This window comes from Loktanella sp. 3ANDIMAR09, assembly GCF_001420005.1.
Taxonomy (GTDB): domain Bacteria; phylum Pseudomonadota; class Alphaproteobacteria; order Rhodobacterales; family Rhodobacteraceae; genus Loktanella.
The window spans coordinates 19,123-33,118 of the sequence record NZ_LJAK01000004.1; the positions used below are offsets into that span (position 1 = coordinate 19,123).

The 13,996-nt window shown below is 62.1% G+C and carries 18 protein-coding genes; 1 reads left to right on the forward strand and 17 read right to left on the reverse strand.

All coding sequences use genetic code 11. The features are described from left to right. Positions 1 to 2: 2 nt before the first annotated feature. The 12 genes from AN189_RS07295 to AN189_RS19565 all read right to left on the reverse strand — a co-directional run bounded on the left by AN189_RS07295 (position 3) and on the right by AN189_RS19565 (position 10,964). A complete protein-coding gene (locus AN189_RS07295; RefSeq protein WP_083484300.1) occupies positions 3 to 2,060 on the reverse strand; it encodes a terminase gpA endonuclease subunit in 2,058 nt (685 codons plus the stop codon). After that, entirely contained in the window at positions 1,975 to 2,433 is a 459-nt protein-coding gene (locus tag AN189_RS07300) for a hypothetical protein (RefSeq protein ID WP_157057413.1), read from the reverse strand. The genes AN189_RS07295 and AN189_RS07300 overlap by 86 nt, the downstream gene beginning before the upstream one ends. A gap of 162 nt (positions 2,434 to 2,595) precedes the next feature. Continuing rightward, the gene (locus AN189_RS07305; RefSeq protein WP_253279573.1) at positions 2,596 to 3,291 is read right to left on the reverse strand and encodes a phage tail protein; all 696 of its coding nucleotides are present in this window, start codon (positions 3,289 to 3,291) and stop codon (positions 2,596 to 2,598) included. Between the two features lie 578 nt (positions 3,292 to 3,869). After that, the gene (locus AN189_RS07310) at positions 3,870 to 5,063 is read right to left on the reverse strand and encodes a DUF4942 domain-containing protein (RefSeq protein WP_216597730.1); all 1,194 of its coding nucleotides are present in this window, start codon (positions 5,061 to 5,063) and stop codon (positions 3,870 to 3,872) included. A 113-nt stretch (positions 5,064 to 5,176) separates the two neighbouring features. Next, positions 5,177 to 7,144, reverse strand: a complete 1,968-nt coding sequence (locus AN189_RS07315; RefSeq protein ID WP_056033423.1) for a DNA cytosine methyltransferase — start codon at positions 7,142 to 7,144, stop codon at positions 5,177 to 5,179. A 43-nt stretch (positions 7,145 to 7,187) separates the two neighbouring features. Beyond that, positions 7,188 to 7,436: a hypothetical protein gene (locus AN189_RS07320; protein ID WP_056033426.1), complete on the reverse strand. Its 249-nt coding sequence runs from the start codon at positions 7,434 to 7,436 to the stop codon at positions 7,188 to 7,190. Further along, positions 7,436 to 7,723 (reverse strand): hypothetical protein, encoded by a 288-nt coding sequence (locus AN189_RS07325; RefSeq protein WP_157057415.1) that lies wholly within the window; start codon positions 7,721 to 7,723, stop codon positions 7,436 to 7,438. The genes AN189_RS07320 and AN189_RS07325 overlap by 1 nt, the downstream gene beginning before the upstream one ends. Further along, a complete protein-coding gene (locus AN189_RS07330; RefSeq protein WP_172794877.1) occupies positions 7,711 to 8,052 on the reverse strand; it encodes a hypothetical protein in 342 nt (113 codons plus the stop codon). Before AN189_RS07330 ends, AN189_RS07325 begins: the two co-directional genes overlap by 13 nt. Positions 8,053 to 8,180: 128 nt before the next feature. Next, positions 8,181 to 8,621, reverse strand: coding sequence for a hypothetical protein (locus tag AN189_RS07335; protein WP_056033437.1), 441 nt, complete (start codon positions 8,619 to 8,621; stop codon positions 8,181 to 8,183). Next, the gene (locus tag AN189_RS07340; protein ID WP_056033440.1) at positions 8,618 to 9,154 is read right to left on the reverse strand and encodes an MT-A70 family methyltransferase; all 537 of its coding nucleotides are present in this window, start codon (positions 9,152 to 9,154) and stop codon (positions 8,618 to 8,620) included. The genes AN189_RS07335 and AN189_RS07340 overlap by 4 nt, the downstream gene beginning before the upstream one ends. Beyond that, complete coding sequence (locus tag AN189_RS07345; RefSeq protein WP_056033444.1) at positions 9,154 to 9,384, reverse strand: hypothetical protein; 231 nt, start codon at positions 9,382 to 9,384, stop codon at positions 9,154 to 9,156. Before AN189_RS07345 ends, AN189_RS07340 begins: the two co-directional genes overlap by 1 nt. Further along, the gene (locus tag AN189_RS19565) at positions 9,384 to 10,964 is read right to left on the reverse strand and encodes an AAA family ATPase (protein ID WP_367379433.1); all 1,581 of its coding nucleotides are present in this window, start codon (positions 10,962 to 10,964) and stop codon (positions 9,384 to 9,386) included. Before AN189_RS19565 ends, AN189_RS07345 begins: the two co-directional genes overlap by 1 nt. On the opposite strand from AN189_RS19565, the gene AN189_RS19570 reads away from it, so the two are divergent. Continuing rightward, the gene (locus AN189_RS19570; RefSeq protein ID WP_253279587.1) at positions 10,866 to 11,558 is read left to right on the forward strand and encodes a hypothetical protein; all 693 of its coding nucleotides are present in this window, start codon (positions 10,866 to 10,868) and stop codon (positions 11,556 to 11,558) included. The two genes, AN189_RS19565 and AN189_RS19570, sit on opposite strands and share 99 nt — an antisense overlap. Before the next feature lie 227 nt (positions 11,559 to 11,785). Here AN189_RS19570 and AN189_RS07355 read toward each other — a convergent pair whose 3' ends face one another. The 5 genes from AN189_RS07355 to AN189_RS07375 all read right to left on the reverse strand — a co-directional run bounded on the left by AN189_RS07355 (position 11,786) and on the right by AN189_RS07375 (position 13,954). Continuing rightward, positions 11,786 to 12,331 carry a hypothetical protein gene (locus tag AN189_RS07355; protein ID WP_056033450.1) on the reverse strand — a complete coding sequence of 182 codons (546 nt, stop codon included), beginning with the start codon at positions 12,329 to 12,331 and terminating at the stop codon, positions 11,786 to 11,788. Between the two features lie 107 nt (positions 12,332 to 12,438). Further along, entirely contained in the window at positions 12,439 to 12,705 is a 267-nt protein-coding gene (locus AN189_RS07360) for a hypothetical protein (RefSeq protein WP_056033453.1), read from the reverse strand. Beyond that, positions 12,702 to 13,127: a hypothetical protein gene (locus AN189_RS07365; protein ID WP_056033456.1), complete on the reverse strand. Its 426-nt coding sequence runs from the start codon at positions 13,125 to 13,127 to the stop codon at positions 12,702 to 12,704. The genes AN189_RS07360 and AN189_RS07365 overlap by 4 nt, the downstream gene beginning before the upstream one ends. Next, complete coding sequence (locus AN189_RS07370) at positions 13,105 to 13,509, reverse strand: hypothetical protein (RefSeq protein WP_056033459.1); 405 nt, start codon at positions 13,507 to 13,509, stop codon at positions 13,105 to 13,107. The genes AN189_RS07365 and AN189_RS07370 overlap by 23 nt, the downstream gene beginning before the upstream one ends. Before the next feature lie 4 nt (positions 13,510 to 13,513). After that, positions 13,514 to 13,954: a hypothetical protein gene (locus AN189_RS07375; RefSeq protein WP_056033462.1), complete on the reverse strand. Its 441-nt coding sequence runs from the start codon at positions 13,952 to 13,954 to the stop codon at positions 13,514 to 13,516. Positions 13,955 to 13,996 lie beyond the last annotated feature (42 nt).

Consider the following 13,996-nt stretch of genomic DNA (forward strand, 5'->3'; position numbering starts at 1 on the left):
CTTTACCTCTTGTTAATGCGCCCCCCTAGTCCGCGGATACGGGATCGGCGGGAAACCGGTTTGCCCGGATCCGGCTTTTCGGTTGCGGGCGGCGCTTTCGCTTTTGCGGTTTCACGAACGGGAGGGGCCGCCTTTTCAGGTGCCGCCCGGACCTCACTTGCGTCAGGGATGCGATCGACGTTCAGGCCATAGGCCGCCGCCGCCGCCATCGCCTCGCAGTCGAGGAAGTGGTTGTCCCGCTGGCGCTGAATCCAGACCGGTTTCCCGTTCACGATCATGCGCTCCTCGGAAACCAACTGCCGACAATAGTCCTCGGTCACGTCCTCGGGCAGATAGAACGCCCCAGGCGATCCCGGCGGCAAGGCCAGACGATGGAACACAAGCCCTTTGAAGAAGTCAGACGACAGGTGGATCAGTTCGAGCGAACGCTTTGCCCGACTCCCGTCCTTTGCAACTTCGATCTTTGCGACGCGATACGGCTGCGATTGCGTGTCGTGGCCTTTCGTCGCAAAGCAAAGCCAAGCCATCCGGCGCACATAGGAGTAAACCTTGTGTTCCTCGCCGCGATCCTTCTTGTTCGGGCGGAAGCCCGAGTCGATAAACGAACGCTCGATTTGCCATCCGTCGATTGTCGTCATCAGCAACTCGGTCAGATCATTCCAGACCTTGTCCTCGGAGGTCACGCCATACAGCTGGCCGTAATCAACGAGCCAAGACGTGCCCCGCGCCCCAAAGGCGCGCACGACGAAATAGAGGCACGACCCCTGAACGTCGACGCCCGCGACCAGACGCAACGCACCGGCCGGGATTTCGCCCTTCCGATACGGCAGGACTTGGCGACGTTGGACCTCTTGCCACTCGGGCACATCACCCGAACCAGCCATCGCGTAGCACTCGCCGAACGATGCGTTCATCGCCGTTTGGATTCGGTCGTGGTCGCCTGACGCCTTGGCAGTCAGATAGGTTTCCGCGCGCTGCCCGAAACTGACGAACGGCGAACAAAGACCCGACGTCCAAAACGAAAGCGTCGACGTTTCCGCCGGTGCGCCGGTGACGACCGGAACGTCGTTTTCCAGGACGACGCTTTCCCCCGGCGCAACCATAGCGCCACGCTCGTTCATCCACACCTTATCGGACTCAGTGTGGACGCCACCGCACGTCGGACATTCGACCCAGGCGTCGGCCTTGGCCTGCGCCGGTGTTGCGTTCTTGGGCCATTTCAGACGTTCGCGGCGAGGCACAAAATACTCGTGGCAATGCCGACAGGGCCAGCACCAATGGTGGCGCGTGCCTTCTTGCCAAAGACGCCAGATCGGGCTTTCCACGTCCTCGGGCGCGGCGACCGCCCAAAATTCAAGGCCCGTGGCCGCGTCTTTTTCAGTCACCACCAGCCCCCGGCTGCACGTCGACGTCACGCCCGTGACAAAATCGGCGTAGGTTTCGCCGCGGGCCTCGACAAGCCCCAGGACGTCGCCCTGTCCTCGCACGTTGCCCATCATCTCGTCGTATTCGTCGACCAAGGCCAACGCCGCCGGGTCCGATTTCAGCGCCGAGGATGATCCGCCATGTGCAAGGCGGATCGGCACGCCTGCAACCTGCTTCAAGGTCTTTTTCATCTTGCGGCCGCGCACGACCTTGGCCTTCAAAGTATCGGCCTCGTCGAGCAGCGCCATCAGGCGCGGCTCAAACTGGTCACGATTGAAGTCAGCGGTCGGGCCGACATAGAGGATCGGTGCCGGCTTTTGATCCAGCCGCGCGCCGATTACGTCCAGCATTGCCTCCGATTTCCCGGATTGTGCCGATGTTGCCAGCACCGCGCGCTTGTAGGACCGCCCGCGATAGTTGCCGCTGTTATGCAGCGCATCAGAAAATGGAACCGTCGCCGGTGTCAGCCACGGATCACGCGGGCCGGGTATGCCAGCGGTCTGTGGGTAAATGCGGTTTTTTGATGCCCACTTTGCTGGGCTTTCCCGTTCAGCCTTGGTCCAGATCGACGCCGCTAGATCGTAAAGCGTCGGCACGCTGCGATGCACGCTCTTTGATGCGTCTGACGAGGTCATCTGTTGCTTTCTCGATTTCCTTGCGCTGATCAAGGTCGCGCGTGATCCGGGCGGGTAGCCCCGTCAGTTCGGCCAGCACCAAACCTGCAAGGTCAGCAACAACCGCAGATGCGTCCTCAATCGGGATCAGCCGCCGTTCGCGCTCGGCGATACGGAGTTCGATCTCACGAGTCCGAGCATCGCTTGACCTGGTCGCTGCGGCCTTCTGGTTCGATTTTTCGGCAAGGCCCTCGTAGTAAGCCACGACACCCTGAACAAAATCCGAAATCACGTATCGGCCGCGATCCGTTTTTTGCAAATATCCCTCGGTCACGCGCAGCTGCACCCAACGGGTGCTTTTCCCTACCATCGTTGCCGCTTCCTTAAGCGTCACGCTTGGCGGCCCAGCCGGTCTGCCCATAGCAACCTCTTGAAGTGAAACGGATTTGGAAAAACGAAAAAAACGCGCGAATTTCGGGCTGCGGCGCACCGCGATAGGTTGGCCCCGGGGAACGGTCCCTAACGGGGGGGCGGGTCGCGGCGGCTGTGCGGGTCGTCAGTCGACGACACCGTCGGTGATGGCGCGAACCTCGTGGGCGATGCGGTCGGGTAGGTCGAGGGACTTGTCCTCGAACGCCTTTGCGCTTTCGTCCTTGATGATCTCGCGCGGGATGGCGGGTCCGAACATCATCTTGATCGGATAGGAGGCGCTGGTCGTTCGATGGAACACATGGCCGCCGCCGACGAATTGTCCTGAACGATGGTTGCCGGCAAAGATGAACGTGCCTTGGAACCGTCGCTGGTTCCCCCACGGCTTTGCCTTGACGCCATAGGAGAACTGGCGCGCGGAGAATTCCCGGAGGCTGATGTGCCGACCTGTCGAACGGATCGTGTAGGTCAGATTCGAATTATTGGCGCGGATTGTTCGGATGCCACCGAACCGCCTGACCTTTGTCTGGGTCAACCCGACCTGTTTTGCGACGGCTCGGATTGTGTGGGTCCGGGCCGTATCTCCGACGCGGTTCAGGCCGCGGCGGAATGCGGCTTGGGCTTTTTTCGATCCGAGGGTTTCGGCGACGTCCTGGAACCGAATGAGGTTTCCGTCGCGAAAGGAAATCGAGACGTCGGACACTTGGGGGTTCCTGTCGAGTCGATCAGGCCGATGCGCTGTCGTCAGGTAAGGGGTTTGTCTTAGGCCCACTTGAGGTGGGCCACGACAACCCTGCACCGTCTGGACAGGATGCCTTGTCATTGATGGGGGGGGAGATGCGCGCACGAGGCGCTGCTACGCCAGAAAAAAGGGGTTTTTTCGCAAAATCAGCAAATCACATTTTGTTACAGGATTTGGGCAAATGCGGCCTTTGGGCCTTTTTTCTTTGGCTTTTGTCGATCTGAAAAAAATGCAGATGCGGAAACTTACGCAAACGGGATAACGGATAGTCCATCGGAGCGATTTGCCCCGGACAATTCACCGGACAAGCCCGGACATTTTGCGCCCCGTCCTGTCCGTTTTCTCGCTAACGCATTGATATCTTGCCGTTTAACAAAACGGACGCAATTTCCTGATTTCGGACAGGCCGCGATTTTGGGGCATTTTGGCGGGGGCCCGGGCTGATCCCCCGGACATTTTGTCCGAATCGTCCGTCGGGCTGTCCGTCCGTCCGCCTTTGGGGCTTTGGGAGGCCGGGGCATCGCCTAACGCGTCGCAGTCGCAAGGCGTCGGGCGCTCACCCTTTGGCCCCCGATTGAACCAATACGCCGGGCGCGGGCGGCGTTCGGGATAGACCCAAAGCACCCAGCCCTTGCCCTTGCAGTCCTTGCATTTCGCGATCACTGGTCGCCCCAGGTGGTGAATATCCCGGTCGGCACGTTCGTCCCGCTTTCGGCGAAACTTGCGACGGGAAGGTCGCGCCATTGCCCGGCGACGCCCTCGAGGTGGCCGTCATACCAAGCCGACGCGGGGAGAATGCAGCGGATTACGCCCCGGCCCCGATCGCGCTGACGCAGGAACCGCCGCGCGTGATCCAAATGCTTGCGCCAATGACGGCCGACAAACGGCGGATTCATCAGAACCGCGTCGAACGTCGGATCGGGCGGGACGTCCAAGAAATTGCCCGTCGTCACCGCGTAGCCCTTGGAACGCGACAGCGCGGCCCGGCCCGGATCAACCTCGATGCCGCGAATGATCGCGTGGCGATACGCCTTGCGCGCCGAGTCCAATATCCGGCCGCACCCACAGGACGGCTCCAAAATCCGCATGTCGTCGTGCGGATACAGGTCGCCAACCAAACGGTCGGCAACCGCCACCGGAGTCGGGTAATAGGCAAGATCCTTTGCAACGTCCCTGCCCGCGCGGCGCGGCTGATCGCCGTCCTCGGCGTCGGGCAACACCTCGCCGTAGAATTCGGCCAAGGCCATGTTGATATCCCGGCAGGTCGTTGGATCAAACAGAACGTGCATGTTTCCGTTGTTGAACGCGCGCAGGGTGATCCCGTCGCGGGCGGCGTCGCCCGCCTTGCGGGCCTCCTTCTTCCATTCGGACAATTCCGCGTGTTCCAGATGATCCTCGCCCCGATAGACCCGGAGGGCGTTCAGCATGTCCCGCAGGCGATCCGCGCCCAAAGACCCGTAGCTATGGCGCGCCGCCGCGCCGTTGATGATCACCCGCTTTGGCAGGCCCTTGACCCCGATACGCACCTTGCTGTGGCTCTTATAGGCCGGGTCAAGGTCGACAAACGCCTCGGCCAATCCGCGCAGGATCGAGCCACGCTGATCGACGATATAGGCCCCGAACGTCGCGCGGATATTGTCGATGGTGAATTCGGGCGGGTCGTCCATTTCGCGCTCGAACCTCGACCTGTCGCTTGCCGGCGCAATCTTGTCGATATTCAGGCCGCGATAGACGTGACGCCAGGCGCTGGACCGCAGGACGCGCTTGGCGTCGAAAACGGCGGGCTTGCCGCCGCGCCCCCAGATATCCCCGCCATAGGCCCCGCCGATTGAAACGCCAATTTCGCAAGCCATTGCCGCATCGGACAGGGCTTTTTTCAAATTGGGCAAATTCGCCTTTTTCCCATCGTATTCGTCGACAAGGTCAGAAAGCGAAATTCTGAACGCTGGTGCTTGCATATTCATCGTTATTTTTCTCCTTTTGCTTTAACCAATTCATCCGACCAATCGTCTGCCGTGCCTGACGCCAGATGCGCGCAATTCGCTGCGACCAGTGCCTGCGCCAGATCGGGGCAGACGGAATTGCCGCAGCAGCTGACCTGCGTGGATTTCGTGAACGGGTGCCAAGTCCAGTCGCCGCCATCGTCGTTCCAGACGCCTTCGATCACGTAGTCAGGCGGAAAGCCCTGCGCGTTGAACAATTCGCGCGGGGTCAGCATCCGCATTCCAATGTCGACGATCACGCATGTGGTGCCCTGGACCTTGACCGTGACGAACTCGCGGTGGTCCCATGCGTCGTGGGCCCGCAGGAAGGCCGCGACCTCGCGCGCCCGATCGGCCTGTTCTGTGGTAAAGGGTGGCAATCCCGCGCTCGCCTCGACGTGGCCCATGCGGTCGCGCACGGTGACGGTGTGCATCGGTTCGTCTGAACGCGCGCCGTCACCGGTGCCGTAGTATTTCGCGATCCACGGCAGGACGGCGTTCTGATGCGACCCTGACGCGATGATGGTCGACAGCGGCGCGTCTGCCGCCCGGCCGGGATTGATGCCGCCGTCGCGGGCGCTGTTGTGCTGGGCGAGAAAGGGCGTGGCAACGGCGTGTTTGATGCCGCCCGCAACAACGGTTCCCAGCGGTGCGCCAACGTCCAGACAGCGTGGGGCCTGACCCTGTGCCTCGCCATAGCCGCTTTGCACCAACACCGGGGCCAGCATCATGTTCTGATCTTTGCTGGAGGCGCAGATCGTGTGGTGCGGGTCGCGCATGTCGCGGTTGCCGCCGCCTTGCTGGGCATAGGTCAACACAGGTGCTACCAGCGCGTGATGCTGGCCGCCTGCGGTGACGGTTTTCACGGGGCGGTCAACCTGGCCGTCACCGCCTGCCGTGTTCGATGTGTAGAGGTGCGTCATCATCGGGGCGATCAGGCCCAGCGGGGCCGCGCCGCCGGGGCGCTTGATGAAGCTGTTCGCGGTCACGGTCGCCAGCGGGTCGGACAGCGGTTGCCCGGTCGCGCCGCCGTTGAACCGGGTGATGTGTGGGTTCACGATGGCTTTCTCGCCGCGGTTGGCCCCGGTGATGGTGTTGAACGGGCGGGCGGTATCCTCGAGCCGCGCGCCGTGCGTCAGGTTGACGATGAACGGATCCGCGCTGTCGAGGACATAGCGTTTCAGGCCACGGGCGATGCGGGCCATCGTGTTGTTGGCAAGCGGGCGCACGGCGGTCAGGTTGTGCTTTGCCTTGATCGTTGCCTTGTCGTCGAAAATCGACGGACACGGCAGGGACCAGTCGATGCAGTCCGCCGCGGTGCGCCAAGGCAGGCGGTGGCCGCGTTTCACCGACAGGCTATCAGGATCGCCGTGTGAGGCCTTGGGCCAGACGATCGGGCGACCGTCGCGCCGCGCGACCATGAAAAACCGCTTGCGGATCGTCGGTGCGCCAAAGTCGCAGGCGCGCAGTTCTTTCCATGCGACGCGATACCCGGCCTTGCGCAGACGCTTGATCCACAACTCGAACGTGACCCCCTCGAATTCGCGGACCGGGCGGCCATCCTCGTCGACCGGGCCCCAGGTTTTAAATTCCTCGACGTTCTCCATCAGAATAACGTCGGGGCGCACCTTCTCGGCCCAGTCGACCACGACCCACGCCAGATCGCGGATGTTGCGGTCGCGGGGTGCGCCGCCCTTGGCCTTGGAGAAATGTTTGCAATCGGGCGAGGCCCACAGCAGGCCGACCGGGCGACCCGCCGCGACCTCGACCGGATCCACGTTCCAGATATCGTTGGACAGGTGCAGCGTTTCGGGGTGGTTTGCCGCGTGCAGGGCAAGCGCCGCTGCGTTGTGGTTGATCGCTACGTCAGGGCTGCGGCCAAGGGCGCGTTCGATCCCGGTGGACGCACCACCGCCGCCGGCAAAGCTGTCGATGATCAGGGGTTGGGTCACGTTTTTCTCCTTTGCTACAAATCTCAACTTGAGGAATTTTCGATCATTCCGCGGGCCCGCCTTTGAACAGCGCCTCGGCGCGGTCGATTGCGGTCAGGCGCGGTGGCCCGGCCTTTTCGGCCCGACCCCGGATCAGCCGGGCAACGCGGGTTTTCAGGCGCGCCTTTTCCGTCCAAAGCGTTTGGATCAGCCGCGCCTGTCGATCGTTGCGGGCCTGCAATTCGGCAATTTCGCGCCGCATTTCATTATTGGCGCGCATCAGGCGCAGCGTTTCGTTTTTCGCCCATCCCATTATGAATCCCCCATGACATTTTCGCCCGGCACACCGTTTGGCCTTTCGGACTCTTTTTTCCTTTGGTTTCGCCGCGCCCTTTCGGCGATCTGGTCCCTGACGTGTCGATCGCCGCCGTAATGGCTGATCACGGTCAGCGTTTCCGCGGCGGTTTCGATTACGGCGATTTCCTCGACGCTCAATCGGATCAGCCCCTCGCCGTCCTTGCCGGATTTCATTTTCATCCGGCGCGCGATCGAGGCCAAAACGCAGGACATATCGTCCAGCGTCATTTTCACCCTTGCCATAGCGGCACCCCCTTTTCGGATAGTCGGACGGATATGATCGCAAGGCCTCGATCACGCAGGGCGTGGCCGCGTGACCGCGAAAGGCCGAGTTTTTCGAGCATTTTTGCAAACGAGCGATCGGCGGCCTCGGCCAAGCAGGCGGCCGACACGGCCCGCGCCATATCAGGATCCCGCATCCCGCCTTTCGTCAGGTATTCCGACGGCCAGCAAAGCGCCTCGTAATATCGACTGACGTCCTCGGGCGTGACCGGGATCGGCGCGGCCGCCTCCAATTCGTCGACAGGAACAACGGAGTCCCAGCCCTCGGCTAGTCGGTCCTCAATATCCATCTGTATCGCCGGCATGCCGCTGGATATCCCGCGGGGGCCGTCCTTTGACGGAACCCGCGCCTGCCAGCGCATCGCCTCAACGATTGCCTCGCGCACAAGGTCAGGCGTCCAGGTTTCGACCGGTCTGCTCATGGTGTTGTCACTTTCTTGATTGCCTCTTTTGCGGGCGTCCCGGTCGCGACGAGGGCCGCCGCACGGTCGGATTGACGAACCGTCATTCCCGCCATCGGCGTGCCGTCAAATCGCTTGCACGCCCGGTCGAACCGCAGCCCATAGGCGGCCGACATGTGCTTTACGGCGCGGATCGAACGGGAAAGGTGCCGGGCGGTCTGCTGGCGCGTCAGCCCGGCCTTGGCACACGCGCGGTAATCTTCGACCGTCAGACAGTTCGGCATATACGCGCGTCGCCCGCATTGATCGCGCGCGACCTTGATGCCGGCGCGGCGCAAAAGGCTGAAGGTCACATTATAGGACTGCCCGAACCGCCGAGCGATTTCGCGCACGGTGTGGGTTTCGGCGTTGTCGCGGGCAAAGGCGACGATTTCGGCGTTTCGGGCGCGCACGTTCATTCTGACGCCCCCGCGGCGCTGAATTTGTCGACCTCGTTCCCCCATGACTCCCAACCCCGACGGGTCGTTCGGGCGAATAGTTCCAGCTTGCGTTGGCAAGGCCACGCCGCCTCGATCCGGCGCACAATTTCGTCGGGCTTCCGGCTGTGTTCGCGCTGCTGACCGCTGATCACCGAGTCTGGAAACGGGCAAGGCTTTGGCAACGGGAGCCGGCCGCGCTTGCAGATCAACAGCAGCTCGTGGCGATTGCGCGCCCAATATCCGGTGCCGATCCGGTCTTTGATCCAGACGACTTGGCTCACGTATTTGAAGCCCCAGGCAGGCGGCACTGCCATCGACCGGGCCAACATCGGGGCGGTTGTCCACATCAACAGAAGTGCGTCCTTGGCCGCCCAATCCCTGACAGGCAAAGCGCATATTTCGGCGTCGCTCATACAGGCGTAGTGCCGACGCGGGTTCCGTCCGGGCTTGGCCGCGCTGTTGCTGGCAAATTTCCAAGGCGGGTCAGCATAGATCAGATCAAACGGGCCCATCACCAATAACCCGCCCGCACGTCGATCTCTTTTTCACCGGAGAAACCGGGCAGTCTGCGCGTGGACGCTGCAATGTCGTCGTTTCGGACCGCGTTTGACTTGGTGTTCACATAGGCCAAGCCCACGCCCAGGCGGGCCGCGATATCCTTTGCGATTTCGCCGGCGCACCGCAGTTTCAGTATTTCCAGAACGCGCTCGTCGTCGTTGCGACTTGGGGTGGGGCTTGCCATCAGTGGAATTCCTCAACATCGAATGGAAGGTCGTTTGAAACGGGGGGCTGATCGCCGGGGCCGTCGGCGTGATCGTTGTCGATCGCGGCGCGCCGACCGTTTGGCCGCGCGAACCCCATCACGGGCTTTCCGGTCAACCAGACCAGATCCTCGGACATGCCGATGATGCCTTTCCCGTGCAGGTGATCGCGGGCCCGCGTCGCCGCCTTGCGGTTTGCGTCCAGATGCCGCGCGCGCGCATCTTCCTCGCTTGTCCCTTTCGGGCGGTCAGCGATTGCGGAGGGATCGTTCATCACCGCTTTGAGGTGGGCCGATACGTCCTTTTTATCGACGACCCGGACGCTGTCGGGCAGGCCAAGCATTGACGGCGCGGGGCGACCCCGGTCGTTTATGACCTCGTGGATGGCCCGCAGAACCTGCATATTTGTGCCCGAGACCCGCACCGCGCCGTCGCCCTGCGTCGCCGCCTCCTCGGCCCCGATCGGCGGGGAAACGACGCAAGACGTGATTTCGTCGCCGTCCTCGTCGTGGCCCAGCACGACCTGCGGCAAAACGAACTTGCAGGACACACCGTCCTCGCCCTCTTTCATCTTGGAAATCGACCACTCGCGCACCTGACGGCCGTTCGAGTCGAACATATCCTCGACCTTGCGAACGTGGATCGTCGAGTCGACAGCGGCGAAAAGCGATGTATGCCCGCGGGCCTTGGTCCCGCCGGCATTCATGTGGTGGACCAACATGACGTGGGCACCCGTTTTGCGCCGGATATATTCGCAACGCTCGATGATCGCGCCCATGTCGCGGCCGTCGTTTTCGTTCGCGCCTGGCGTTGCCCGGTTGAACGTATCAATGACGATCAGGCGCAGCGGTTCATCGCGATACGCGGCCCATTCCAAGGCCTCGGACGCAAGGTTTTCCGCGTCGGCGTCGCTGTTGAAAAGGTCTATCTGCGATTGCAACAGGATTAGCGGCAGGTCTTGATCGTCGCATCCATTATGCAGCGCGTAGGCCGGGAGGCGACGCCGACGAAGGCCGGCGGCGCTTTCCCCCGCCTGATAGACGACCGCGCCGCGCGAAACGCGCCGGTCGTTGAATTTGACGCCACGCGCGACAGCCATCGCGATATCGACCGCAACAAAGGACTTTCCCGATTGGCTTTCGCCGACAAGCAGGCTGATCTCGTTCTGCGTCAAAATTCCTTTGATCAGCGGCTCGACCTTTGGGCCCGGGTCAGAAAGGTTTTTGAACTGAACCGCGCCAAACTTGGAAAAGGGCGGCAGAGGTTTCCAAGGGCGCGCGATTTCCCGGCGCAGCCTGAACAGCTTTTCAGCCGTGCCACCGGCCGGAATCCAATCGTCGACGCTGCCCGAAACCGGAACGCCGGGCAGTTCGAGTATTTCAACGCTTTCGGCGATCCCCTTGAGCATACCGCCGACCGATTGCGCGTGATCCTGACCCGGGAAAACCGGGCGACCGTCTGAATGGAACCGGAGCGAACCGTCAGGTTTTCGGGCCTGGGCATCGTTGTCGGGAATGATCGTGACGTTCGCGCCCTTAAACCACTTTGCGTGTTCGGCCATAAATTTGCCCGCCCCGCCGTGGTTTGTCGTCGCCGGGACGCCGATTTCCCGAAGCATGTCGGCCTTCTTTTCGCCCTCGACGACAAAAACGCGCTGACCGGCCTTGATCGCCTCCAAAAGTTCCGGGAGGCGATAGGGCAACGGCTTGGCCGCGGCATTCTTGTAAACAAACTGTTCGGGCTTTTGTGGGTGCGGCCGCCGCTGCAGAAACGTCTTTCCGCGCCCCTTTGCGCTGTTCTGATCGTCCCATTCATAGCGCACGACCTGATACGCCAAGACTCCCTTTTCGTTCGCATATTCGTGGATGGCGGTCAGTCGGGCCCCGTCGGGAATATGCGGCGGGATCCAGTTTCCGTCGGTGTCCCGATGAACAGGCCGCTGATCGTCGCCTTGATGGAACCCGCCTCCCTGGGCCACGTCCTCGTAGGCGTCGACCGGCGGCAGGGGCGGCCCCTCGTCGCGATCAAATCGGTCGCGAAGATTGGTCGCGTCTTTGACCGGGTCACGGCGTTCGCTTTGCCTTTGCACCGGCGGCTCGCCCGATCCTATGTCGAACCCGTTTTCGCGCATCCAGCGGGCGGCATGGCCGCCTGAAACGCTTTGTCCGGTTTCGCGCTCGATAAACCAAAGAACGCCGCCGCCTTCGTTTTGCGCGTGGTCGAAAAACTGCCCGGTCTCCAAATCAACCGATAGGCTCCCGCCCGGCCAGAAGCGCAGCTCTTTAGGCTTTGACAGCGCCTTATTCGGTTCCCCCATCAGCAGGCGCGCGACGGCCTCGGCGTGGCGCGCAATGCTGTCAACTTTGGTCGTCGACATACCCCCTACCCCCGGCCCAGCGGCAGCGGCGTGGCGATATCTTTCCCGGGCTCAAGGATGGCGCTGGCAAATAGCGCAATCGCGATCGCGTCGGCCTCGTTGTCGTCCGTCGGGCGATAACCAAGGATCGACAGCATACGAGCCACCGCGATTTTGGCCTCGCCCTTTGGCGGGCGGCCTTTTAAAAGGTGCTTCCGCACAGACTGAACGGGGGCCTCGAAAATACGCGGGATGCCGCAAATGCGCGACCGCGCCTCGGTGACAGCGCAAAGCCCAAGAAGAAGCCGGATCGTGTCGAAGTTTGTCGTCGCCCTGCCCGTTTTCGGGTTTTTCATGTGGCGCGGGTCCATCGGCTGCTCGTAAACGACCGCCGTGATTTCATTTTCTCGAAAGATATCGTCCAGCCATTCGGAATACCGGGCAAAGGCCATCGCCTGATCCTCTTTCGGACCGGCAAAACGAACGGAACCCGACCGCATGGAAACGCCCGGCGTGCAAATCGCCCAGCCGGTTGTCGTTGCAAGGTCAAGGGCAAGGATTTTCGTAGGCATGCAGACTCCGTGCGGGGCCTTCGCCCCGTCAAAATTGGCTGACGGTTCAGATCGGTGTTTTGCGCCTGGGGCGCGTCCCGCCCGAACAGATCGGGCGGGAAAAGGGATTAGGGTCGGTGGCCTTTGAAAAGGCGCGGGCGACTGATGCGGGTGACGTTTCCGTCGTCGTCGAACGCAACCGCGTGCCGCGACGCCCGGGTGATGTGCTTGCGCGCCGGCGTCCCGCGATTGGCGTGCGGGGCTTTATAGTCGCGGAGGGAATTCCCGCCGTCGACGATATCGAGGATCAGACGCTGCGCGTCGTTCAGGTCAAAGCGATCACGGCCCGCCAGATCCCCAGGTCGCGTTGCGACCTTGTAGGACGCCGGGATCATTGCACGACGCTCATTGCTGGCGCGGCCTTGGCCGGGACCGGATCGCCACCGTTTGCGTTTGTGGCCTGCCGCTGGGCCTCGCGTTCGCGTTCGCGATCGACGATCCGGCCCATGACGGAAATCAGGTCGTCGTCAAACGCGTCGCGATGGGCAAACATTCCCATAAAATCCGCGCCCTGAATCAGTTCCCGCAGGAATGTGGTCTGGGTCGGCGGTTCCTTCTTTGACAGCTTGGCGACCGTTGTCAGCGCCTGCTTGTCGAGGGCGTGATCGTCGGCAAAGGTCTTTGTAGCCGACGCGGCGACGCCGTTATGTTCCTTGGCCTTTTCCTTGGCCGTGTTGATCTGGCCGATCGCGTCGCGATACTTGTCGCGGGTCAGCGTCACGGTTTCGACCGTGTCAGTCTTGAGTGTTTTCGCCATCTTTGGAGTCCTTTTCCAATTTTGCCGCGCGTCGCTTTTTCAGCCACGCCCGGATTTCGGTCGATTGAACGTCGTCGTCGAAAGGGAGAGGTTCGCAGCGCGGAACCTCGGCAGGCCAAGGCAATTCGCTGGGCCAAATTTGCGAAATCAGGCCGAGGGCCCGATCCATGCGATGCGAGGAAAATTTGAAGGGCGTTCCCGAAATCACCGAATAGCGCGCGGTCTGAAAAAACCGGGTGTCGTTCAGCAAAATCGAGGAAAGGGCCGCGGGACCGGTGCCGTAAAAAATACAGAGGTCCGAGACCAAGATCGAAAGGTCAAACGCGACGCGCTGGGAATAAACCCGCCGGGACGCCGCAACGTGCTGGAAGCCTTGTCCCATATCGTCAGCCCCCCGCCTCGATCGTTGCGCGGGCGGTTCGCAGCGCCTCAATCGCTTCGTCAATCTCGGAAAGGGCATCCGCCCGGCAGTTGTCCTCGGCGCTGGATTGCGCCGAAAGGATCGCCGCGACAGCCTCGCCACATTCTTTGGATATCGCGCCCGCCTGTCGCGTGATGCAAAGGCTCGAACCGGCACCGGTTTCCTTGAGGCGGCGCGCCATCATCCGCGTGACCGGATATTTCCCGGCGGCATCCTCAAGCGCGAGAATGTCAGCCAGCGGCCAATCAAGCGAACCGGAGCGTCGCCGGGAAATTGTCGCCTTTGAAACCCCGTTGCCCAATCGGGCGACGATCGTATCAGCGGCCGCGTCGTAGCACTGAAACGTGCCGTCGATCAGGGCCGACACAAGGGCGTTGATCTGCGCCCGTGGGTTCCCGCCGATCATCGTGCAACCTCGTTGCTTTGCCCTGCCCGCGATTGGCGACCA

Excerpts from the sequence above, each read along its gene's own strand:
- AN189_RS07325 (WP_157057415.1), bottom strand. The coding sequence starts at position 7,723 with ATGGCAAGGGTGAAAATGACGCTGGACGATATGTCCTGCGTTTTGGCC.
- AN189_RS07335 (WP_056033437.1), bottom strand. The coding sequence starts at position 8,621 with ATGAACGTGCGCGCCCGAAACGCCGAAATCGTCGCCTTTGCCCGCGAC.
- AN189_RS07305 (WP_253279573.1), bottom strand. The coding sequence starts at position 3,291 with ATGACAAGGCATCCTGTCCAGACGGTGCAGGGTTGTCGTGGCCCACCT.
- AN189_RS07365 (WP_056033456.1), bottom strand. The coding sequence starts at position 13,127 with ATGGCGAAAACACTCAAGACTGACACGGTCGAAACCGTGACGCTGACC.
- AN189_RS07355 (WP_056033450.1), bottom strand. The coding sequence starts at position 12,331 with ATGCCTACGAAAATCCTTGCCCTTGACCTTGCAACGACAACCGGCTGG.
- AN189_RS07320 (WP_056033426.1), bottom strand. The coding sequence starts at position 7,436 with ATGGGATGGGCGAAAAACGAAACGCTGCGCCTGATGCGCGCCAATAAT.
- AN189_RS07360 (WP_056033453.1), bottom strand. The coding sequence starts at position 12,705 with ATGATCCCGGCGTCCTACAAGGTCGCAACGCGACCTGGGGATCTGGCG.
- AN189_RS07345 (WP_056033444.1), bottom strand. The coding sequence starts at position 9,384 with ATGGCAAGCCCCACCCCAAGTCGCAACGACGACGAGCGCGTTCTGGAA.
- AN189_RS19565 (WP_367379433.1), bottom strand. The coding sequence starts at position 10,964 with ATGGCCGAACACGCAAAGTGGTTTAAGGGCGCGAACGTCACGATCATT.
- AN189_RS07295 (WP_083484300.1), bottom strand. The coding sequence starts at position 2,060 with ATGACCTCGTCAGACGCATCAAAGAGCGTGCATCGCAGCGTGCCGACG.
- AN189_RS07375 (WP_056033462.1), bottom strand. The coding sequence starts at position 13,954 with ATGATCGGCGGGAACCCACGGGCGCAGATCAACGCCCTTGTGTCGGCC.
- AN189_RS07370 (WP_056033459.1), bottom strand. The coding sequence starts at position 13,509 with ATGGGACAAGGCTTCCAGCACGTTGCGGCGTCCCGGCGGGTTTATTCC.
- AN189_RS19570 (WP_253279587.1), top strand. The coding sequence starts at position 10,866 with ATGGAACCGGAGCGAACCGTCAGGTTTTCGGGCCTGGGCATCGTTGTC.
- AN189_RS07330 (WP_172794877.1), bottom strand. The coding sequence starts at position 8,052 with ATGGATATTGAGGACCGACTAGCCGAGGGCTGGGACTCCGTTGTTCCT.
- AN189_RS07340 (WP_056033440.1), bottom strand. The coding sequence starts at position 9,154 with ATGGGCCCGTTTGATCTGATCTATGCTGACCCGCCTTGGAAATTTGCC.
- AN189_RS07310 (WP_216597730.1), bottom strand. The coding sequence starts at position 5,063 with ATGGCTTGCGAAATTGGCGTTTCAATCGGCGGGGCCTATGGCGGGGAT.